Origin of the sequence: Granulicella sibirica (assembly GCF_004115155.1) — a bacterium.
Classification (GTDB): Bacteria; Acidobacteriota; Terriglobia; order Terriglobales; family Acidobacteriaceae; genus Edaphobacter; species Edaphobacter sibiricus.
Genome location: NZ_RDSM01000001.1, coordinates 1762109 through 1780602, shown reverse-complemented (window position 1 = coordinate 1780602; position 18494 = coordinate 1762109). Strand labels below are relative to the sequence as shown.

The following is an 18494-nucleotide window of genomic DNA, read 5'->3' as shown; positions in this document are numbered from 1 at the left end:
TGCCCCAAAGAACTCAAGCCGACACCCCCAACGCCCGCACAAGCAGCGCAGCCCTGACGGCAAGCCCATGCGCCACCTGCTCTTCAATCGCCGACGACGGTCCATCGGCCACGTCACCCGTAATCTCGAGTCCGCGAATCATCGGCCCCGGATGCATCACCACAAGGCCCGGTTTGCCCTGCGCCAGTCGGTCTGCATTCATCTGGTAGCGCGCACTGTACTCGTTCAGATCGATCTCCAACCCCTCAAGCCTCTCCCGCTGAATCCGCAGCATCATTGCCACATCCGCGCCGTCGAGCGCCTGGTCGAAGTCCCGCGAGATCTCGACATCGAGGCATCGCGCCTCCTCCGGCAGCAGGGCCTCCGGGCCGCACAGAATGACCTTCGCCCCAAGCCGAGGCAGGAGCATAGCGTTCGACCGCGCCACGCGGCTGTGCCGGATGTCCCCGGTAATCACGACCGTCCGCCCGCGCAGCCATTCGCCCGGCCCACCCCTCGTCGCGACACCAAGCCGCCGAATCATCGTCCGCAGGTCCAACAGCGCCTGCGACGGGTGCTGATGCATCCCATCTCCCGCATTCAGCACCGGAAGTCCGGTCATCCGCGCCAGAAGCATCGGAGCCCCGCCCGCATTGTGCCGCAGGATGATGCACTCCGCCCCCAGCGCCCGCAGCGTCAGCCCGGTGTCCTTGAGGCTCTCGCCTTTTTCGATCGAAGAGCTCTTATCGCTCACCAGCGTCGTCGTCGCGCCCAGCGACTTCGCCGCCAGCTCGAACGACGTTCGCGTCCGCGTGCTCGATTCGTAAAACAGCAGCGCCACACGACGCCCGGAAAGCAAGGTTGACTTGGCCTTCGGGTCCATCGTCTCCAACCGGTCGGTCAGCGCCAGAATCGACGCCACCTCCATGGCGGGCAACCCGTCCACCGTCAGCAGTGAACCCGGAGCGTACCGCACTAGTCGGCCAGTTCGACAAGCAGAACTTCTTCCTGCCCGTCGATCTCGTTCAGCTTCACTTCGATGATCTCGCGCCACGACGTCGGGATCAGGCGCCCCACGAACGTCGCCTGGATCGGCAGCTCGCGGTGCCCGCGGTCGATCAGCACAAGCAACTGCACGCTCTTCGGACGTCCATGCGCGAACAGCGCATCGAGCGCCGCGCGGATCGTCCGCCCGGTATACAGCACGTCATCCATCAGGACGATGTCCCGCCCGTTCACATCGAACCCGATCGCTCCCGGCGTCACCACCGGCCGCACATCCCGCGTCGATAGGTCGTCGCGATAGAAGCTGATATCCAGCACGCCGGTATCGATCGGATGCTTCTCAATCTTGCTGATCAGCTTCGCCAGCCGCTCCGCCAGCGGAACGCCGCGTCGCTTGATCCCGACGAGTCCGAGATTCTGGCCGCCATTGTTCCGCTCGACGATCTCATGCGCCAGCCTCACCAGCGTGCGCTCGATCTCCGAGGCCGACATCAACCGGCCCTTCTCGCGCAGCTTCGGCTTGGGCTTCGCCGCGCTTTCCTCACCAGCCTTCGTCTTTACCGTGTCATCTGTCATATCGAATTGCCCCAGATCATATCAGTTGAAGAAGCCCTCAGGCTCCATCACGCTCGGGTACGCCGCATCCGCAGCATTCCGCCAATGGCCCCGCCAAGCGCCGAAAATCCCACAAGAAATGTCCCCGAAACCGCGAGCAGAAACAGCGCCATCCCAGCCCGCATCTCGGCCGAGTAAAACATCTTCAACTGCTCCTCGGTGATCTGCACGCCGCTGTCTTTCTGCTGGACGACCGCCTGCTGCATCGCATTCGTCAGCCAGAGGTCGATCGACCCCATCGCATGCAGCCCAAAGCGAGCCACCAGGCCGCCAATTGCAATCACCGCCGCAAGCGACGTCACCGCCATCAGCCCATACACCAGCCCCACCCGGGCACCGGTACCCGCAGTGATCAGGGTCTCCGGATGCCGTCTCTGGTAGATCGCCAGCACCACCACCGCACCGCAGACCGTCCACAGCCATGCCAGCGGAAACGCCACCGGAAGCCACATCACTCCAACCATCAAAACCGCCGCCACGGCTGAAACCCCAGCCGCCAGGACCGTCACGGTCCCCCATCGAACCCGCCCAGGATGTGGAGGAGGCAGCGCACCCGTGCTGGCCCGTCCATCGGAGGCTTCGATTCTTGCTACGACAACGTTCTCTTCAAGAACCCGAAGCTGCGGAGCCCCGCAATGCGGGCAGAACGTCGACTCACCCGCACTCCCCACCAGATCCCCGCCGCATCGATGACACAATCCGCGCATACCTCTTTGAGGCTACCACCCCACTGCCCGCGAGGTATGGGCCGCCCTACTGCTTGTCTCCGTCCGAATCGTCCCCAAACGACAGATGCCCCGGCAGATCCAGCGCCACCAGCCCGATCTTCGTCCCGCCTCCATCTTTTTCAAGCGCGACGATGTGCTGGTGCTGCTGCGACCCTGTCTTGTACTCCAATTCACCCGATCCCGCCTCAGTCACCGTGATGTGGTTGCTCTTGTTGTTGTCGCAGGTCAGCCCTTGCGAGGTCTTCACCGGCGTCCCAACCGCCTTGTTGTGCTGACACTCGATCACGTCCCCATACTTCGCCAGCGCTGGCTTGTAGAACTCCGCGACCTTCTCCGGAGCATCGTCACTGTGATAGCTCATCGCCTTGATGCGCATCTTGAACGCGCCGAAGCTCATGTTCACGTCGGCGGCATCGTCGTCCTTGCCATTATCTTTTTTCTTCAGCACCGTCGCGCCCGGGTACACCGGGAGCCCAAGCCCATCCGACACCGCGGCCTCATCCGTCTTTACCTGCATCCCCCCGAACGGCGTGGCGACCTTTACGTTCTCCCCGGTCCCCTCTTTTTTCGAACGCACATTGCACCCAGCCAGGACCAGAGCACCCAGCAGTCCAGCAGCCACCACACCAGAACGCATGCTCATCATCCGCTCCATGAAAAACCTCCGACCGTCCTCGACGGCTCAACATCCCCCGAAGATACGCCCCATAACGATATAAGTTCCGTGCCGTCACCGGAACCCCCTCCGCGCCTTTTCCCTCGGATTCGCGTCCTATCAATGCCACCGCCTCTCCACGGAGCACGATGACCCTCTCGAATGTCCTGCCGCTCGCTCTCTTTTGTCTCGCCTCTGTCGTCCGTGCGCAGGTTCCACACGCCGCCTCGACCGCTCGAAAGCCTCACGCGGACACCTCATGGCGTCAGCAGGCCGTTTACTTCTCGGATCGGAAACCCATCCTTGGCGTTCCCACCCCGGCCACCCGCCTCATCGCCCACTGCTCCGAAGACGGCACCACCTTTCTCAATGAAATCCCAGGCCCGGATGCCACCACCATCCCCGACCTCTACCGCGTCACCTCAAGCGGCGAGGGACTGCCTATCCGCCGTGAGCTTCCCCTGGACTTTATCAACCTTTCCGTCCGAGACTTCTTCGCGGCGGACCACACCCTCGTAACCCTTCTCGAAGGGATCCGGCGTAACGACCACAACGACCCCAGTGCAGTCCGAGAAACTGGCTACTTTCTCTCTCTCTCCGACCCGGACGGCACCAGCCCCAAACTCCTCACCCTTGACCTTAAGTTCAAGCCCGTCAAGGTCGCTCTCTTCGGTACGGGTGACTTCCTTGTCCTCGGTTGGGACGAGATCAACCTCCTCCCACTCCTCGCGCTCGTCAAGGAAGACGGCACCGTGCGCCGCTTTGTCGACTTCGACGAGCATCAGCACGCCGCCCCGTACACCACCTTCGGCTCTGCGAAGGAGGCCGAGGCCGCGCCCAACCACGTAACGCTCGGTTCTCTCCAGCGTGCCGCGTTTGTCCCCTACGGTCAGCAGGTTCTCCTCACATACCCCGGCACCGCCCGCTCCGTCCGCGTCCTCAGCGCTATGGGCGAAGATCGTTCCATCCCCATCGCCCTGCCTCCCGGCTTCGTCCTCCACGATGTCCTCGTCTCCGGTGCCGGATACCCTCTCGTTCTGCGCGCCCAACCCCGGGAGGCCTCGCCCGGAGCATCCACCACCCCGGCAAGACGGCTCTTCGAGATGAACTCCTACAACGGCCTTCTGCTCCGCGAGTTTGTCTTCGCCCATCCTGGTGTCGGAGACGTGACCTGCGCTTCCACCACAACTCTCTCCGCCATCTTCTTCGATGCCATCGCCAACCCGGCCACTCCATCCGACGCTACCGAACTCGTCGTCGCGACTGCCCCCCGCAGATAGCAACCTTCCCTGTACTCTGGGTTCGAACGGGCAAAGCCGCACATGCGCTGTACTGGAGCCGTCAATTGAGCATTCGAAGCACCCGGCAACCCTGGATGTACGTCGCTGTCGCCGTCCTGCTGTCCTCCCTCGCCGCCTTCGCCCAGGTCGACGTCCTCACCCAGCACAACGATCCCGGCCGCACCGGCGCCAACCTTCACGAGACCGTTCTCAACCTGAAGAACGTCAACCAGAAGGACTTCGGCCTCCTCTTCAAGCACGTCCTCGACGACCAGATCTACGCCCAGCCTCTCCTTGCGACAAATATCTCGATCGATGGCGGAACTCACGACCTCGTCTTCCTCACCACCGTCAACAACAGCGTCTACGCCTTCGACGCCAACGACCCCGCCGCCACGGCACCTGTCTGGCACGTGAACTTCGGAACTCCCGCCAACCTCCACGACGCCGACTTCGGCTGCTTCGACATCAATGGAAAGATGGGCATCCTTGGCGCGCCCGTCCTCTGGCTCAAGCGCGATGGCGCACCCCACGACGCCCTCTACGTAGTGGCCCTCACCCGCACCGGAGGCGGATATCAGCAACGCCTTCACGCCCTCGACCTCGCCACCGGCGCCGACCTGCCCGAAAGCCCAACCACCATCACCGCTCCCGGCTTCGACCCCCTCCAGCAGAGCCAGCGTCCAGCTCTCACGCTCGCGAATGGCATGATCTACGTCGGCTACGCCTCGCACTGTGACAAGCTGCCGTACCACGGCTATCTCCTGGGCTACGACGCCCGCACGCTGCAACAGACCGCCGTGCTCAACACCTCACCCACAGGGCAGGGCGCGACCATCTGGCAGTCCGGCCAGGCTCCCGCCGTCGACGCCGCCGGAAACATCTACGTCGTCACGGCGAACGGAGACTGGGACGGCGTCCAGAACTTCAGCGAAAGCTTCCTTAAACTCGACGCGCACTTGAAGCTCCTCGACTGGTTTACTCCCACCAACCATGTCAAGCTCGACCAGATCGACGCCGACCTTGGCTCTTCCGGCCCGACCCTCATTCCCGGGACCCGCATGATCGCCGGGGGAGGAAAGGAGGGCGTCCTCTACGCCGTCGACGCCGATCGTCTCGGCCATCTCGGCGACGAGCACGCCATCCAGCACTTCCAGGCCACGGCGTCGCATCTCCACAGCCTCGTCTTCTGGGAGAGCGCAAAGCGCGGCGGACTCCTCTATGTCTGGGGCCAGCGCGATAAGGCCCGCGTCTACCACGTCGGCGGCAACAAGATCGACGAGACTCCAGTCATGACGCGGCCCGAGGTCAACGAAGGTCATCCCGGAGCCATGCTCTCGCTTTCCGCGAATAACGGCCACGACGGCATCCTCTGGGCCGCCATTCACGCCACCGGGGACTCCTGGCACGAGTCCCGCCCTGGCATCCTCCACGCCTACGACGCCGACGACGTCACCCACGAACTCTGGAACTCACTCCAGAATCCCGCCCGCGATGACTGCGGCGAGTACTCCAAGATGGCCCCGCCTACCATCGCCAACGGCAAGGTCTACCTCGCCAGCTTTGGCACGAGGAACATCGGCACCGGCCAGTTCTGCGTGTACGGCCTGCTCCCAGCGGGCTTACCGCCCGCCGCTCCCACCGGCCTCAAGACCACCGTAGTGGGCGGCGCGGTCGCGCTCACGTGGCTTCCCGTTCCCGGAGCGCACACCTACACCGTCCGAAGCATTCGAGAAGGCAAGACCCTCAGGCTAGCCGGTGGCCTCACCACCCCCATCTACTCGGGCATCATCGCCGAGCTTGGCTCCCAGCAGTACACAGTCTCCACCGACAACGCAAACGGCGAGAGCGCCGCCTCCGTGCCTGTCGAGGTCACGATCGGCGACGCTCCGCCGCAAGTACGGCACCACTAAACCGTTCTATCCATACAACGGCCCAGTAGCTGACCAGCGGAATCAGCCCTTTTCGGCCTTCTCCCTGGCCAATTCTTCTGAATGTTTGTGTGCATTCAACGAGTGCTCATGCGCTTGTTTGGTCAACTCGTGCGCACTCAGATACTCGCCCTTTCCATGCGCCGTAGCGGCCGCGGAATGGGCATGTGCAGCCAGATTATGGAGTTCTGCAACGCGATCGTGTGTACTCTGTGGCATATCGTTCTCCTGGACTCCTTGGATGCCACATCCGCTCGACCCGTATCGACTACGCGTCCAGCGACAAAAAACCGCGAATCCCCCCCAATGTTGTCCTATACTTACGCTCAAGCCGCTCGACCTGCACGGCGGCCGGACATTCATGGCCCAGAACGAGCCAATCCGCCGAGTACCTTCGAGCGCCGAGATTCCGGATAAGCTCTACTTCCGCATCGGCGACGTCGCCAAGCTCTGCCAGGTGCCCGCCTACGTCCTTCGCTTCTGGGAGACCGAGTTTCCCCAGCTCAAACCAAATAAGGGCGGCACCGGCCAACGTCTCTACCGTCGGCGCGACGTCGAGATGGCTCTCCGCATCAAGCGCCTGCTCTACGACGAGGGCTACACCATCCCCGGTGCACGCCAGGTCTTCAAGTCGGAACAGCAAGGCAAAGAACCACAGCTCGCGCTTGCGATCGAAGCTTCACCCTCGCCCGCGAACACCGACCTGCGCAAATGGAACCGGATCCGTAAAGAGCTACAGGATCTTCACGCCCTTCTATCGCGCCCTGCAACGGTCCCGAGCGGAGGACAAGTGCGATCGATTCGCCCGATGCGTTCTACCCGTCCGCAACTCACGTTAGCCCCTTCGCCTGTTCGCGATATGGACGATCTCTTCGACCTCCCAACTTTCCCGGAACCGGCTTCAACGGACTAAGTCCTTTCCCTGCGAGCATCTGTTGCCGGCCTCTGGAAAAACGTGGAGATCCCAGCGGAAATAGGTTACAGTCGGGTAACAACCTTAGAAAAAACCTGCGCAGATCCCGTTTATTTGAAGGGCATCTGAGCTTTTCCACGCCCTCTACCTCCCGGACTTCACCATCGTTTGCCTTATTCCTGAGCTACCCGAGCATGCTTCTCCACGTCGTGCGGAAGGATAACTTCGTCTTCCTCCCGCACGAGTCTCTCGCAGCAAGCAACGCATTCCGATTCTGATTGATGAGGTGTTTCATGGAATTTTCCAGGCGCGACTTTCTAATGCGCGTAGGGCAGGCTGGCGGATACAGCGCTGCGTTTGTAGCGATGCAGGGATTGGGTCTTATGCCCGCGCGCGCTGAAGGTCTGGTGACACACGAGTCTCTCGGAGCGGCCCCGGGCTCGGGAGCGGGCGTGAAGGTGGTGATCCTCGGCGGCGGCATCGCCGGTCTCGTGGCGGCCTATGAGATGCGGCAACTGGGCTACACCGTCACCGTGCTTGAAGCGCGTGAGCGCCCCGGTGGCCGCAACTGGACGGTACGCGGCGGCGACAAGATCAAGTTTGTGGACGGCACAACGCAGACCTGTAGCTTCGACGAAGGGAACTACCAGAACGTCGGACCAGCCCGCCTTCCATCCATCCACCCCAATATCCTTGCTTATTGCAAAAAGCTCGGCGTCCAGCTCGAGGTGGAAGTCAACACGACTCGCTCCAGCTTTCTGCAGAACGATAATGCCAACGGCGGCAAGCCCGTCGTGCAGCGCCAGGCCATCAATGACACCCGTGGTCACGTCTCGGAGCTGTTGTCGAAGGCCATGAGTGGAGGCTCGCTCGACTCCGAGATGTCGAAGGACGATAAGGACCGCATGCTCGCGTTCCTGCGTCTGTACGGACCGCTCGACCAGGCTGGCAAGTACAACGGTTCGGACCGCTCCGGCTATCTTGAGACGGCGGGCGCGGGAGACCAGACGGGCGTACTCTCAAAGCCCATCGACATGCACACGCTGCTCGACGAGAGCTTCTGGCAGGGCATGCTGTTCGAGGAGCAGTTCGACATGCAGGCCACCATGTTCCAGCCGCTGGGTGGCATGGATCGCATCCCGTATGCCTTCGCCAAGTCACTCGGAGATATCGTTCAATACAGCTCGCCGGTAAGTGAGATTCGGAAGACCGCGAAGGGTGTCAAGATCGGTTACATGCAGGGCGGTTCGGCGAAGCAGATTGAGGCCGACTATTGCATCTGCGCCATGCCCCTCACGATCCTCAAGAAGACGCCGAACGACTTCTCCGCGCCTTACAAGAAGGTCATCGAGGAGAGCGTTTACGCCAACGCCTACAAAGTCGCGTGGGAATCGCGCCGTTTCTGGGAGCAGGACTACAACATCTATGGCGGCCTCGAGTTCGTCAACGTAGGTTGTAGTCCCATCTGGTTTCCCTCGGCGAAGATCTTCTCCGAACGCGGTGTCGTTGTTTCGGGCTATACCGACGAGACCTCGTCTCCTTTCGGCAAGCTCACGATTCCGGAGAAATTCGAAGAGTCGCGTAAGTCGATCGAGCGCCTGCATCCGGGCCACGGCAAGGAACTCGAGAAGCCCATCTATGTCGGCTGGCAGCGGATTCCATACAACGAAGGCTCGTGGATCCGCTCCTATGGCCCGCCAGCAGGGGACGGGCCAGGCCGCGGCGCGCGCGCCGGCGGCCCGTCCGACCCAACCGCTCCGCGCCCAGTAAGCCCAGGCTACGAAACCCTCATTCAGCCCGATGGCCCGATCTTCTTTGCCGGATGCCACGTCAGCCACATCGTCGCCTGGCAGGAGGGCGCCACGCTCAGCTCCCTGCGTGCGGTCAAGCTGATCAGCGAGCGCGTCAAGGCTGCGAAGCTTGCCACCACAGCCTCCTCAATCGTTTCGGCCTAGTTACAACCAATCAGTCTCATTAATATCGACCTCAGGAGAGTTATGAAGATCACGAAGATTGTTCTTAGTGCCGCGATGCTGGTTGCTCCCATCGCCATCCACGCGCAGACAACCGTCAAGCACCTGCAACCCAACGAGAAGGCAGCGATCGCCGATGGCGTCTGGGCTGGCGACACCCTTTACCTCAGCGGCCAACTCGCCTCGCCTGTCACTCCGGCAGATACCGCCAAGGGAACCCCAGCGGTCTACGGAGACACCAAGACTCAGGCCGCAAGTGTCTTCGCCAAGATTCAGACGCTTCTCAAGGCGCAGGGTCTCGATATGAAAGATGTCGTCAAGATGACGGTCTTCCTTGCGGGCGATCCAGCCAACGGTGGCAAGCTTGACTTCGCAGGCATGCAGTCCGAGTACGTGAAGTACTTCGGCACCAAGGATCAGCCAAACAAGGTGGCTCGCTCCGCTGTGCAGGTCGCTGCGCTTGCCGCTCCATGGGCGTTGCTTGAAATCGAAGTGATCGCCGTCAAAAGCAAGTAAGTCGTTATGAGCAAGTAGAAAGGGGAGCCATTGGCTCCCCTTTCTACTTGCCTTGGCGAATCTCTCTACGAGAGTTCAGGAAATGACACTCCAGCAAACGGATCGCGCATAGCTGCGCTCGTCGCGGGGGCATCCATTACCTGCTTGAACGCAACCTTGAACTTCGCCATCTCTTCCGGAGTTCCCACGCTCACGCGAACCATATTCGGCCATATCGGCCAGGTGCGGCCGATATAGACGTTCTTGGCCTGCATCGCACTGATAACGCTCTTACCGTTGCGGCCGGTATCGATCATGAAGCAGTTGGAATGCGATGGAATGAACTTGTAGTTATTCGCCGTGAGCCACGCGAAGGTATCGTTGCGGGTATCGGCAATGATCTTTCTGCGTGTCGGCACCAGGTCCGTGTCGAGAAGGCTGACGTTGGCAGCAGCCGAACCCGTAATAGGCATCGCGTTCATGCCGTAAGGCGTCAGCTTCGCCAATAAGTCTGGACGTCCAACTGCAAGTCCGCAACGAATGCCCGCCATCCCGTACACCTTCGAGAAGGTGCGTAACACGATCAGATCCTTATCGGCAGCCACCATGTCCAGCACATTCGGAGCCTCCGAAAGATGGATATACGCCTCATCGACGAGAAGGATGGAGCCAGCCGGCTTATGCTCGAGCGCCCAGGCGATATCTTCTTTGGTGGTCAGCGTACCGGTGGGATTATTGGGGTTGCAGATATAGATAATGCCGGCGTTCGGATCTGCCGCAACCATCGCCTTGACGTCGTGTGCATGCGTATCGGTCAGAGGCACCTTCGAGATCTTCGCCTTGGCAACCTGCGCGGCGCGCATGCCTGCTTCATACGAGGGGTCGCCGGTAACAAAGCCTCTCGTCGGCGACGTGAATGCCAGAACGGAGTAATGCAGCGGCTCACTCGATCCGGCATAGACCGCGATGTAGTTCTCCTTCAGGCCATTCTGCTCCGCGAAGGTCTTGGTGAGCTTGCCGGTCTCTCCATCGATATCGTATCTACCGCCCTTGGGCGCAATGGCCGCGATGATGTCGCATGCGGCCTTACAAGGGCCGAGTGGATTCTCATTGGCATTGATAAGCACCGCGCCTGGCGGCATGGCAGGCCGCGTGCGGCGCGCCGGAGCAGCATCGGTTGCCTTGGCAGCCGCCTGCTGTGCGGCCCAGGCGAAGTGAGCCTCGGTCATGATCGGCATGGATGCGGCGACGCTCGCCATGCGCATAAAGGAGCGACGGGAAACTGGGCTGGTGATCTTCTGCGAATTCATGAGGTACTCCTTCAAGAGGTTAGCCGGGCAAGATGTTAGTCGAGGCGACAAGAATCGGAGTCTGATGCGAGAGAACGCAGCGGGAAGCTTGGGAGGAGCAGAGGTCGAAGATACTACGCGATATTCGCGTTCGTGGAACTTACTCTAACTCCAAATGTGTTACGCCGCAAACGGAACAATGGAAGAAAACACTCTTGCCGACGCAGGATTCCCGCGCACGTTCGTTCGACGAGCTTCCCCTTTTGCCGTGCCGGCCTGAAGGACGCGGCTATCTGGGCAAAATAAGTATTGACACTGTATTCACCTGCCGATAGTCTCAGACTCAACACCTGACAGCCCAATTGAGCATCTTGAGCACGACTTAGAGGCCACCAACGAAAACGGCCCACGCTCTCCGTGTATCGATTCACCCGCCGCACCATGGTTTAGCAACCTACGTCGACGAGGAGTCGCCCTCTCGCTGTACTTGTCCGTACCGCAACTGCTTTGTCTAACCCTCCCGGGATCCGACTCCGGCCAGCAGATGGAAGAGATGGACCAGCTTCAGGATTTTCCAGCGCCGTAAGAATGAAATGAGCCGTGATTGCACTGAGAACAGTGCTGCCACCTACTCGCCTTAAGGGCGGTCCGGGCGGAGCTTTCTTCAGCGAGCTCATGCATTCCATCTTTCGGTTCACTTACTTGCCGCGCGATTTCTATAGCAGGCGACGACCTATACCTGTGTCCTGCGGTCAAAGCGCAGCACACTCTCTGGAGGCGACACTTGATTCGAGCTAACAAGATCACCCACGCACTTCTGCTTGTTCTTCTACTGATCTCGTCGTTTGTCGCCGGATCGGCCCAGTCCAACTACGGCGTCATTCGTGGAATCGTCTCGGATCCAATCGGGGCCAGTGTATCTGGCGCGATGGTTGTGCTTACTTCACAGTCGACTAAGATTCCGCGTAACACGACGACGAATGGCTCTGGCGAATATGTGTTCAGCGCCGTAGAACCCGGAACCTACACGCTTACCGTGACAGGGAACGGCTTCAAGAAGGAAGAAAACACCGGCATCGTAATCGATTCGGGAAATACGATTCCGCTCGATATCAAGCTGCAGATTGGATCGATGACGGAGAGCGTCGAGGTCACTGCTTCGGAGCCACTCGTCAATAACGGAACGAGTTACAACGGCCAGCTTATTGATTCGCAAAAGCTCGAAAACCTCCCCAACCCCGGCCGCAACCCCTTCCTCTTCTCCAAGCTCGACAACAACGTCACGCCCGTTGGCGACCCGCGCTTTGTGCGCTTCCAGGATCAGTCCGGCTCCTCCACAATCTCCATCGCTGGCGCCCCGATCAGCTCGAATAACTACTCGATCGATGGTGTCCCGATCACGGACTTTTCCAACCGCGCCGTCATTATTCCCTCCATCGAGGCCGTTGAAGAAGTAAAGGTTCAAGCCAACACCTACGACGCGGAAATCGGACGCACATCGGGTGGCATGTTCAACACCACACTGAAGTCAGGTGGAAGTTCCCTCCACGGCGTCCTGCAGGGGGAGACACGCCAGACGAATTGGGGCGCCAATCTCTTCTTCAATAACCGCACCCCTTACAAGGATCCCGTGACGGGTATCACCCAGTCCACAACGCCGCGCGGCGCTGCCGAGTTCTACAGCTACGTCGGCGCGATTGGCGGACCGATTCCGCTTCCCCATTGGATGGGTGGCAAGGACAAGACCTTCTTCTGGGTCGCCGAGGAAGGCTACCGTCAGCGTTCCCCGATCACCACAAATGCTTACATCGTCCCGACAGATCTTCAGCGTTCGGGTAACTTCTCCGAAATCGGAACCGTCACCAGCCCGACGACCTGCGGCAAGGGCTCAGACGGAGTGGATGCCATCTGCATCACCAATCCGGCAACCGGACAGTTCTTCGCGAACAACACCATCCCGGCTTCTTCGATCAACCCGGTAGGTCAGGCAATCGTCAACACCTACCCGCACGCGAACTTGACCGCGACATACGGCAATCCGAACTTCAACGGAGCCGACACGCTCGGCGATCGCGCCGATGAGTTCGATGGAAAACTGACCCACCAGTTCGGCACGCGCTGGCTCGCGGACTTCTACTATCTCCATTACGGCAGCAAGGAGCCCGGCGGTAACTCGCTCGAATCTCTGGCTGGCAGCTCCAGCTCCTACCTGCTGTACCGGAAGGTCGACGCCACCAGTATCCAGAACACCATCACCATCAACCCCACCACCCTGTTGACGGTCGGCTTCGGCTTCAACCGGTTCCCGAACAACACGCTGGATATCAGCAACGGCTTCAATCAGTCTTCCCTTGGCTTCCCGGCTAACTACACCAGCGCCCTCACCAAAGCCGCCTTCCCCCAGATCACGACAGACGCGGGTCTCTCACCCGAAGGAACCGCCAACTCTGGTCCCGCTGTCTACTTCTCGCGCAACTTTGTGGTCGGCGTCTCAAAGAGCCTTGGCAAGCACAGTCTCAAGACTGGCTACGTGTACCGCGCTATCAGCGTCAGCTTCACGAATATCAGCAACGGCAACGGAACCTTTGCCTTCGATAAGTCGCTGCTGAGCACGAACGGCAGCACGAGCGCCACCGCGGCGAATATCCTGCTCGGGTACCCGACGAGCGCATCGCTCGTTATCCCCGCGGCTTTGGGGATCACCACCGCTTACCAGGCAACTTACCTCCAGGATGACTGGCGCGTGACGCCAAAGCTCACCCTCAACCTTGGTTTCCGGTATGAGTACGAGCCCGGCGTCCACGAGCGCAACAATCATTACGCGGTTGGCTTCGATCGTGGCGCGACCTACAGTGCGTTCGGTACAGGTCCTACAGCGACGGGCGGCGTCGAGTTCGCTGGTCAGAACGGTTACGGCACCCAGACCGGCAACATGGGCAACAAGTACTCTCCGCGCGCCGGTTTTGCCTACGCGCTCGATGACGCAACGGTTGTTCGAGGCGGTGCGGGTGTCTTCTACTATCCGATCGTATACAGCACCTCGCCGGCACTCGCTCCCGGTTACGTCCTCACCAACAGCCTCACCAACGCCTACACCAACGCGTCCTCCGCAGCCGGGCTGACCAGTCTCAGCAATCCATTTCCGAACGTGCAAACGAAGCCCGTGGGCAATGCCAATGGTCTGAGCCAGAACATCGGCACGACGCTGACAGTCGTCGACCAGACCCGCCGCTCTCCGATCTACGAGTCATATTCCTTCGGTCTCGATCATCAGTTCGCAGGCGGAATCGCCTTCAAGATCGGATACGTTGGCGGGCATGGACGAAACATCTACAACAGCCTGAACATCAACCAGCTTCCTGATCAGTACCTCGGTCAAGGCCCTGGAACTCTCTCCAGCACTGCGACAAGCTTTGCTTACGCAGGCATCGGCGCTTTCCCCACGCTGGCGTCCGGCAAGGTCAAGAACTATCAAACCTTGTTGCCCTTTTCTCAGTATCAGGCAATCTCGGATTCGCTCAGCAACGGCCGCTCTGACTATAACGCGTTGGACGTCAAGGTACAGAAGTCCTTCAGCCGCGGTGTAACAGTCCTAGCCTCGTATACGTGGTCCTCCAACTGGGATAACCTCTGGGGCGCGGGCAGCACGCTCAACCCCGGCAACAATGGTCCCCAGGATGCCTACAACCTCTCCCACGAATACTCCCGCTCCATCAACGACCTTCCTCAGCGTGGATCGATTGCCGTCACCTATGAGCTTCCCTTCGGCAAAGGCAAGCAGTTCATGGGCAACGCGAATCGCTGGGTCAACACCGCGGTCGGCGGCTGGCGCTTCAACGACATCACCATCATCCAGTCCGGCGGCGCATTGCCCATCGGACAGGGAAGCAATCCGAACTCTTCCTTCGGCAATGCCGTTACCCGCCCCAGCCTTGTTGGGCCCAGCCCTTGCAAGGTTGGAGCACCCGAAGGCCGTCTCGATCATTACTTTCTGGGTGTAGCGGAAGGCGCTTACACGACCACCAACGCAGGTTTTTATGGCAACGCACCCCGCACCAGCGGCTGCTATGGCCCCGGCTATCTCAACTCGGATCTCTCACTTAATAAAGACTTCGTCATCACTGAGCGTATTCACGCAGAGTTTCGCGCCGAAGCGCTCAACGCCTTCAACACTCCGCAGTTCAACGGTCCCACCCTCGCGGTCGATTCCAGCTCACACGGACAGATCACCAGCACCCTGGGCTTTCCCCGCTTGATCCAGCTTGGCGGTCGACTCAGCTTCTAAAGTGGATCAAGCACGTGGAAAATGGGACGCACCTTGTGCGTCCCATTCCACGTCTGCCGCCTCGTCCAAACTGAATGGAGCTGTCCGGCCCGAAGTTGTCGACTCCGTTTGGCGAGACGCCCGGAGATTGCTATACTTGCATGGACAGCAGAAAACGCCGGCTCCCCGCTGGCGTCTGACTCCCTCAAGCATTGCCCCGGATCACAATCTTCCAGGCGCAGGTTCGTTGGATGAGTCTGGGGTCAGAGGCGTAGGAACGGATCTTGGCCGTCCCGCGTTTCTTTCGTTGCAGACCAAGGCCAGATAGCTCAGTGGTAGAGCGCGGCCCTGAAAAGGCCGGCGTCGGCGGTTCGATCCCGTCTCTGGCCACCACATTCTAAACAACTTAGCGGTAGCCAAATTTAGCTCAGTTTAGTTCAAGACACATATCGGACACATTCTCGATACGACGCGATACTTCTCCGTACCAAGCGATCAAGCTCGGTGTCCTGTCTTCGTTTGCGCAACGTCGCTCTCTCCCCTTTCTGATCGAGGTTCCATCTTGCTCCAGAGTTCCCGTGAGACGTTTCCTGTCTTCACGATGTGCGCTCTAGCGAGGTCGGCATATCGCTCCGTCATCTTGATGTTTGAGTGCCCAAGCAGCTTCGAGAGCTCGTACAGATCACCGCCCGACATCATGTACCAAGAAGCAAACGTGTGGCGCAGATCGTGGAACCGAAAGTCTCGAATCTTTGCTCGCTCGAGCAATTCATGAAAACTCTTGTCCGCACGCTGACGTCCACTCGTTGCACCTGGCTCAGGGGGCAAAATGCGGTCCTCCCCCATGACAGCCGGATACCGCCGGATCTCCTCTGCGAGTTCAGGTGGCATTGGGACAAGGCGTATTTTGCCTTTCTTGAGCCTTGCCCGTACGACGATCAATCCCTCGCTGTAGAGAATGTCTCCCCACTCAAGGCGAAAGATCTCCCCGCGCCGCATACCGGTTGCCACGGCAATGAGGACCAACAGTCTCAGACGAAGATTCGTCCGGTTGATGTCCTTTGTGCCCTTCCGATACAAACGCTCGTCGAGAGCCACCTTGAGCCGGAGAAGCTCCTTCTCAGAAAGGTAGCGCTTCCTCGCGTCATCGATGTGCTCCACTTCCACCTGATCTGCAGGATTCCGATCAAGTCCGGTCACCGTCGACCAGATGGTGGATGCCTTTCTCATCATGTGGTGCATGACGTGAAAGTGACGCTCCGCAGTGTTCACGGCCAACTCACGAATATCCGTCAGGTTGTCGTACCACTCCTGCACCGCCATCCCATCCACCTCTCGCACAAACATTCGGCCCAGTGAAGAACGAATGCCCTCGACAATGCTCTTTTCTCGATCAGCCGACTTCTTCTTGACCCCGTACTGCTCCCAATAACGATCTATCAGGTCGTTCATCCGGTAGTTGATTTGCCGTTTGACATCGAGATGCCGGTTTTCATCTCGAAGTGAAAGCTTCTTTCGCTCGACTTTGTCCGCAAGAGACGCCGATCCATGGACAAGTACGCTCCTGGCTCGGCCTCCTTCTCTCCAGCGAACCTTATACAGACCCTCTTCTATCTTTGTGACTGACATCTGACGTCTCCCTTAGTCAATGGTTCCGATTGTGTGTTCGTCGATATAGCGGTTGAGAGCCACTAGATCGAAACGCAACGCACGACCGGCCTTGACGTGAGGAATCGCCCGTAACTGGACCCATTTGTGGAGAGTGTCCACGCTTACGCCCAGGTACTGGGCAGCCTCCCCGACGTTCAGGAGCCGCCTTCCAATTGGTCCATTGGACACTATTGCCTCTAACTTTGCAGCTGTTGCGCTGAAGCCTCGTTGTAGCGCCGGCATAAGCTCTTCTCCTCCTTGCAGTTGTGTCATTGCAGCTGCAGGACTTTTCTCCGCTGATTCAGTGACCGATGGTCCGAAATGGCGAGTCTGATCCAACACTGGTTCGTTCCGTCAGCCTCGGCAAATCAAATGGGTCGCAAGTGGATCAGTAACGAACTTGTAACTCGGCTTGAATCCGGCATCGAAAACACCTGGAAATGTGCCTAGCCTCTCTCGTCAGAAGGGTCCTGTCTAATACGTTTTATTTATCGGGTGATATGTCTCACGTATCACCTCGGGCCATCGCGTTCGAAAGAAGCATCTTGCGCTTGAAGTAAGTTTGGCCAAAATCGATTTTCATGTTGAAAACCGGTATCGCTATTGACAGAATTTGCGCAGGCGGAGAGGAGCACGCCCGCTTGTTCGGAATTGACTTGAGTCAATACTTCCTATCGAGCGGTGGGCTATGTATGACTGGGCAGAGCTTCGCCACTTCAGATACTTGCTGACGATTCTCGAGAAACAAGGATTCCGGGCCGCAGCGGAGGAGTTGCGCACGGCGCAGCCCAATCTGAGCGTTCAGGCTCGCCAGTTCCAGGAGAACGCTTCAGTCCGTCTCTTCCGGAAGATAAAGGGCGGTCGCATCCGCGCCACGGACACTGGAATCGCATTCAAGGTCCTAGCTAGGTTTCTGCTCGAGACGCGCGACGATGTACTCGACGCGCTCATCGCAATTGAGCGAGGTGAGGTGAATTCGGTTCGGTTCGGATCAACTCCTTTGGTCGATCAAGCGCTCTTTCGGACCTTCTGTGATCTGCACAAAGAGATGCTTCCCGTCTGTCCTGTACGCCCGACGCATGGAGACGCGATGCACCTCGCGGAGGAAGTGGTCACGGGAACGGTAGACGCTGCCTTCGTGACGTTACCGCTGCACCATCCCGATCTGCGCATCGAAGAGCTGCGCCGGGATCGCCTCGTTGTCTGCCTGCGGCGTGACGATCCGATGGCAGCAAAAGCTTCCCTGCAACCGTCCGATTTACAGGGCAATCTTGCCGTTTTGTATCACCCGCAACGCCACCCCGATGCTCACAAACGTCTGGTGGAACTTCTCAGGGAGGCCGGTATTGAGATCGAGGCGTGCTCATGGGCTTCACAGCCGTCGGAGATGCAGACGCTGGTCAAAGAGGGCCACGGACTCGCGTTGATCCGAGAAGGAACAAGCCTCCACGAAGAGCTAACCACCCGGCCAATCGTGGGCGTGGACTGGACTGTGGACACAGCGGTGATCTTTCACAAGACCCGTCATCCGAAGACCGTCCCCATCCTGCTAAAGCGTCTCATCAGGCAACTCCCAGCGAACAGCAAAGAGACCCCTCTGAGTCGCGCATCAACATCGGTCCAAGCCTCGTTCTTAACGACGAAACGTCCATCTCAAAGAACGAAAGACAATGCGGCACAGATGACGCTCATCGGTTGAGTTGCACCATTGGCACGA

At 59.5% G+C, this 18494-nt stretch carries 14 protein-coding genes and 1 tRNA gene; 8 read left to right on the top strand and 7 right to left on the bottom strand.

Annotation, left to right across the window (positions count from 1 at the left end):
- Positions 1 to 13: 13 nt before the first annotated feature.
- The 4 genes from GRAN_RS07440 to GRAN_RS07425 are packed head-to-tail and all read right to left on the bottom strand — an operon-like array spanning position 14 to position 2964.
- Positions 14 to 955, bottom strand: coding sequence for an aspartate carbamoyltransferase catalytic subunit (locus GRAN_RS07440; RefSeq protein ID WP_277751198.1), 942 nt, complete (start codon positions 953 to 955; stop codon positions 14 to 16).
- Positions 955 to 1560, bottom strand: a complete 606-nt coding sequence (pyrR, locus tag GRAN_RS07435; RefSeq protein WP_277751197.1) for a bifunctional pyr operon transcriptional regulator/uracil phosphoribosyltransferase PyrR — start codon at positions 1558 to 1560, stop codon at positions 955 to 957. The genes GRAN_RS07440 and pyrR overlap by 1 nt, the downstream gene beginning before the upstream one ends.
- Positions 1561 to 1607: 47 nt before the next feature.
- Entirely contained in the window at positions 1608 to 2306 is a 699-nt protein-coding gene (locus tag GRAN_RS07430) for a hypothetical protein (RefSeq protein WP_128912287.1), read from the bottom strand.
- A 46-nt stretch (positions 2307 to 2352) separates the two neighbouring features.
- On the bottom strand, positions 2353 to 2964 hold the full coding sequence (locus GRAN_RS07425; RefSeq protein WP_241654394.1) for a hypothetical protein: 612 nt from the start codon (positions 2962 to 2964) through the stop codon (positions 2353 to 2355).
- Positions 2965 to 3131: 167 nt separating this feature from the next.
- Here GRAN_RS07425 and GRAN_RS07420 point away from each other — a divergent pair, with 167 nt between their 5' ends.
- The 5 genes from GRAN_RS07420 (at position 3132) to GRAN_RS07395 (ending at position 9595) form a co-directional block, all read left to right on the top strand.
- The gene (locus tag GRAN_RS07420; protein ID WP_128912286.1) at positions 3132 to 4262 is read left to right on the top strand and encodes a hypothetical protein; all 1131 of its coding nucleotides are present in this window, start codon (positions 3132 to 3134) and stop codon (positions 4260 to 4262) included.
- A 65-nt stretch (positions 4263 to 4327) separates the two neighbouring features.
- Positions 4328 to 6175 (top strand): hypothetical protein, encoded by a 1848-nt coding sequence (locus GRAN_RS07415; protein WP_128912285.1) that lies wholly within the window; start codon positions 4328 to 4330, stop codon positions 6173 to 6175.
- Positions 6176 to 6554: 379 nt separating this feature from the next.
- Entirely contained in the window at positions 6555 to 7106 is a 552-nt protein-coding gene (locus GRAN_RS07405; RefSeq protein ID WP_128912283.1) for a MerR family transcriptional regulator, read from the top strand.
- A gap of 293 nt (positions 7107 to 7399) precedes the next feature.
- Positions 7400 to 9061: an NAD(P)/FAD-dependent oxidoreductase gene (locus GRAN_RS07400; RefSeq protein WP_128912282.1), complete on the top strand. Its 1662-nt coding sequence runs from the start codon at positions 7400 to 7402 to the stop codon at positions 9059 to 9061.
- A gap of 42 nt (positions 9062 to 9103) precedes the next feature.
- Positions 9104 to 9595: a Rid family hydrolase gene (locus GRAN_RS07395; protein WP_128912281.1), complete on the top strand. Its 492-nt coding sequence runs from the start codon at positions 9104 to 9106 to the stop codon at positions 9593 to 9595.
- Positions 9596 to 9660: 65 nt separating this feature from the next.
- Here GRAN_RS07395 and GRAN_RS07390 read toward each other — a convergent pair whose 3' ends face one another.
- On the bottom strand, positions 9661 to 10884 hold the full coding sequence (locus GRAN_RS07390) for a pyridoxal phosphate-dependent aminotransferase (protein WP_128912280.1): 1224 nt from the start codon (positions 10882 to 10884) through the stop codon (positions 9661 to 9663).
- Positions 10885 to 11647: 763 nt separating this feature from the next.
- Between GRAN_RS07390 and GRAN_RS07385 the strand changes: the two genes are divergently transcribed.
- Both GRAN_RS07385 and GRAN_RS07380 read left to right on the top strand, forming a co-directional pair.
- On the top strand, positions 11648 to 15148 hold the full coding sequence (locus GRAN_RS07385; RefSeq protein ID WP_241654393.1) for a TonB-dependent receptor: 3501 nt from the start codon (positions 11648 to 11650) through the stop codon (positions 15146 to 15148).
- A 297-nt stretch (positions 15149 to 15445) separates the two neighbouring features.
- Positions 15446 to 15520: transfer RNA gene (locus GRAN_RS07380), tRNA-Phe, on the top strand.
- Between the two features lie 102 nt (positions 15521 to 15622).
- Here GRAN_RS07380 and GRAN_RS07375 read toward each other — a convergent pair.
- Positions 15623 to 16579, bottom strand: a complete 957-nt coding sequence (locus GRAN_RS07375; RefSeq protein ID WP_161570888.1) for a tyrosine-type recombinase/integrase — start codon at positions 16577 to 16579, stop codon at positions 15623 to 15625.
- 189 nt (positions 16580 to 16768) lie between these two features.
- Positions 16769 to 17020: a helix-turn-helix domain-containing protein gene (locus tag GRAN_RS26975; protein WP_421800771.1), complete on the bottom strand. Its 252-nt coding sequence runs from the start codon at positions 17018 to 17020 to the stop codon at positions 16769 to 16771.
- A gap of 481 nt (positions 17021 to 17501) precedes the next feature.
- On the opposite strand from GRAN_RS26975, the gene GRAN_RS07365 reads away from it, so the two are divergent.
- Positions 17502 to 18476 carry a LysR family transcriptional regulator gene (locus GRAN_RS07365; RefSeq protein ID WP_241654392.1) on the top strand — a complete coding sequence of 325 codons (975 nt, stop codon included), beginning with the start codon at positions 17502 to 17504 and terminating at the stop codon, positions 18474 to 18476.
- The last annotated feature ends 18 nt before the right edge of the window (positions 18477 to 18494 follow it).

Excerpts from the sequence above, each read along its gene's own strand:
- pyrR (WP_277751197.1), bottom strand. The coding sequence starts at position 1,560 with ATGACAGATGACACGGTAAAGACGAAGGCTGGTGAGGAAAGCGCGGCG.
- GRAN_RS07430 (WP_128912287.1), bottom strand. The coding sequence starts at position 2,306 with ATGCGCGGATTGTGTCATCGATGCGGCGGGGATCTGGTGGGGAGTGCG.
- GRAN_RS07425 (WP_241654394.1), bottom strand. The coding sequence starts at position 2,964 with ATGCGTTCTGGTGTGGTGGCTGCTGGACTGCTGGGTGCTCTGGTCCTG.
- GRAN_RS07420 (WP_128912286.1), top strand. The coding sequence starts at position 3,132 with ATGACCCTCTCGAATGTCCTGCCGCTCGCTCTCTTTTGTCTCGCCTCT.
- GRAN_RS07405 (WP_128912283.1), top strand. The coding sequence starts at position 6,555 with ATGGCCCAGAACGAGCCAATCCGCCGAGTACCTTCGAGCGCCGAGATT.
- GRAN_RS07400 (WP_128912282.1), top strand. The coding sequence starts at position 7,400 with ATGGAATTTTCCAGGCGCGACTTTCTAATGCGCGTAGGGCAGGCTGGC.
- GRAN_RS07395 (WP_128912281.1), top strand. The coding sequence starts at position 9,104 with ATGAAGATCACGAAGATTGTTCTTAGTGCCGCGATGCTGGTTGCTCCC.
- GRAN_RS07390 (WP_128912280.1), bottom strand. The coding sequence starts at position 10,884 with ATGAATTCGCAGAAGATCACCAGCCCAGTTTCCCGTCGCTCCTTTATG.
- GRAN_RS07375 (WP_161570888.1), bottom strand. The coding sequence starts at position 16,579 with ATGAACGACCTGATAGATCGTTATTGGGAGCAGTACGGGGTCAAGAAG.
- GRAN_RS26975 (WP_421800771.1), bottom strand. The coding sequence starts at position 17,020 with ATGCCGGCGCTACAACGAGGCTTCAGCGCAACAGCTGCAAAGTTAGAG.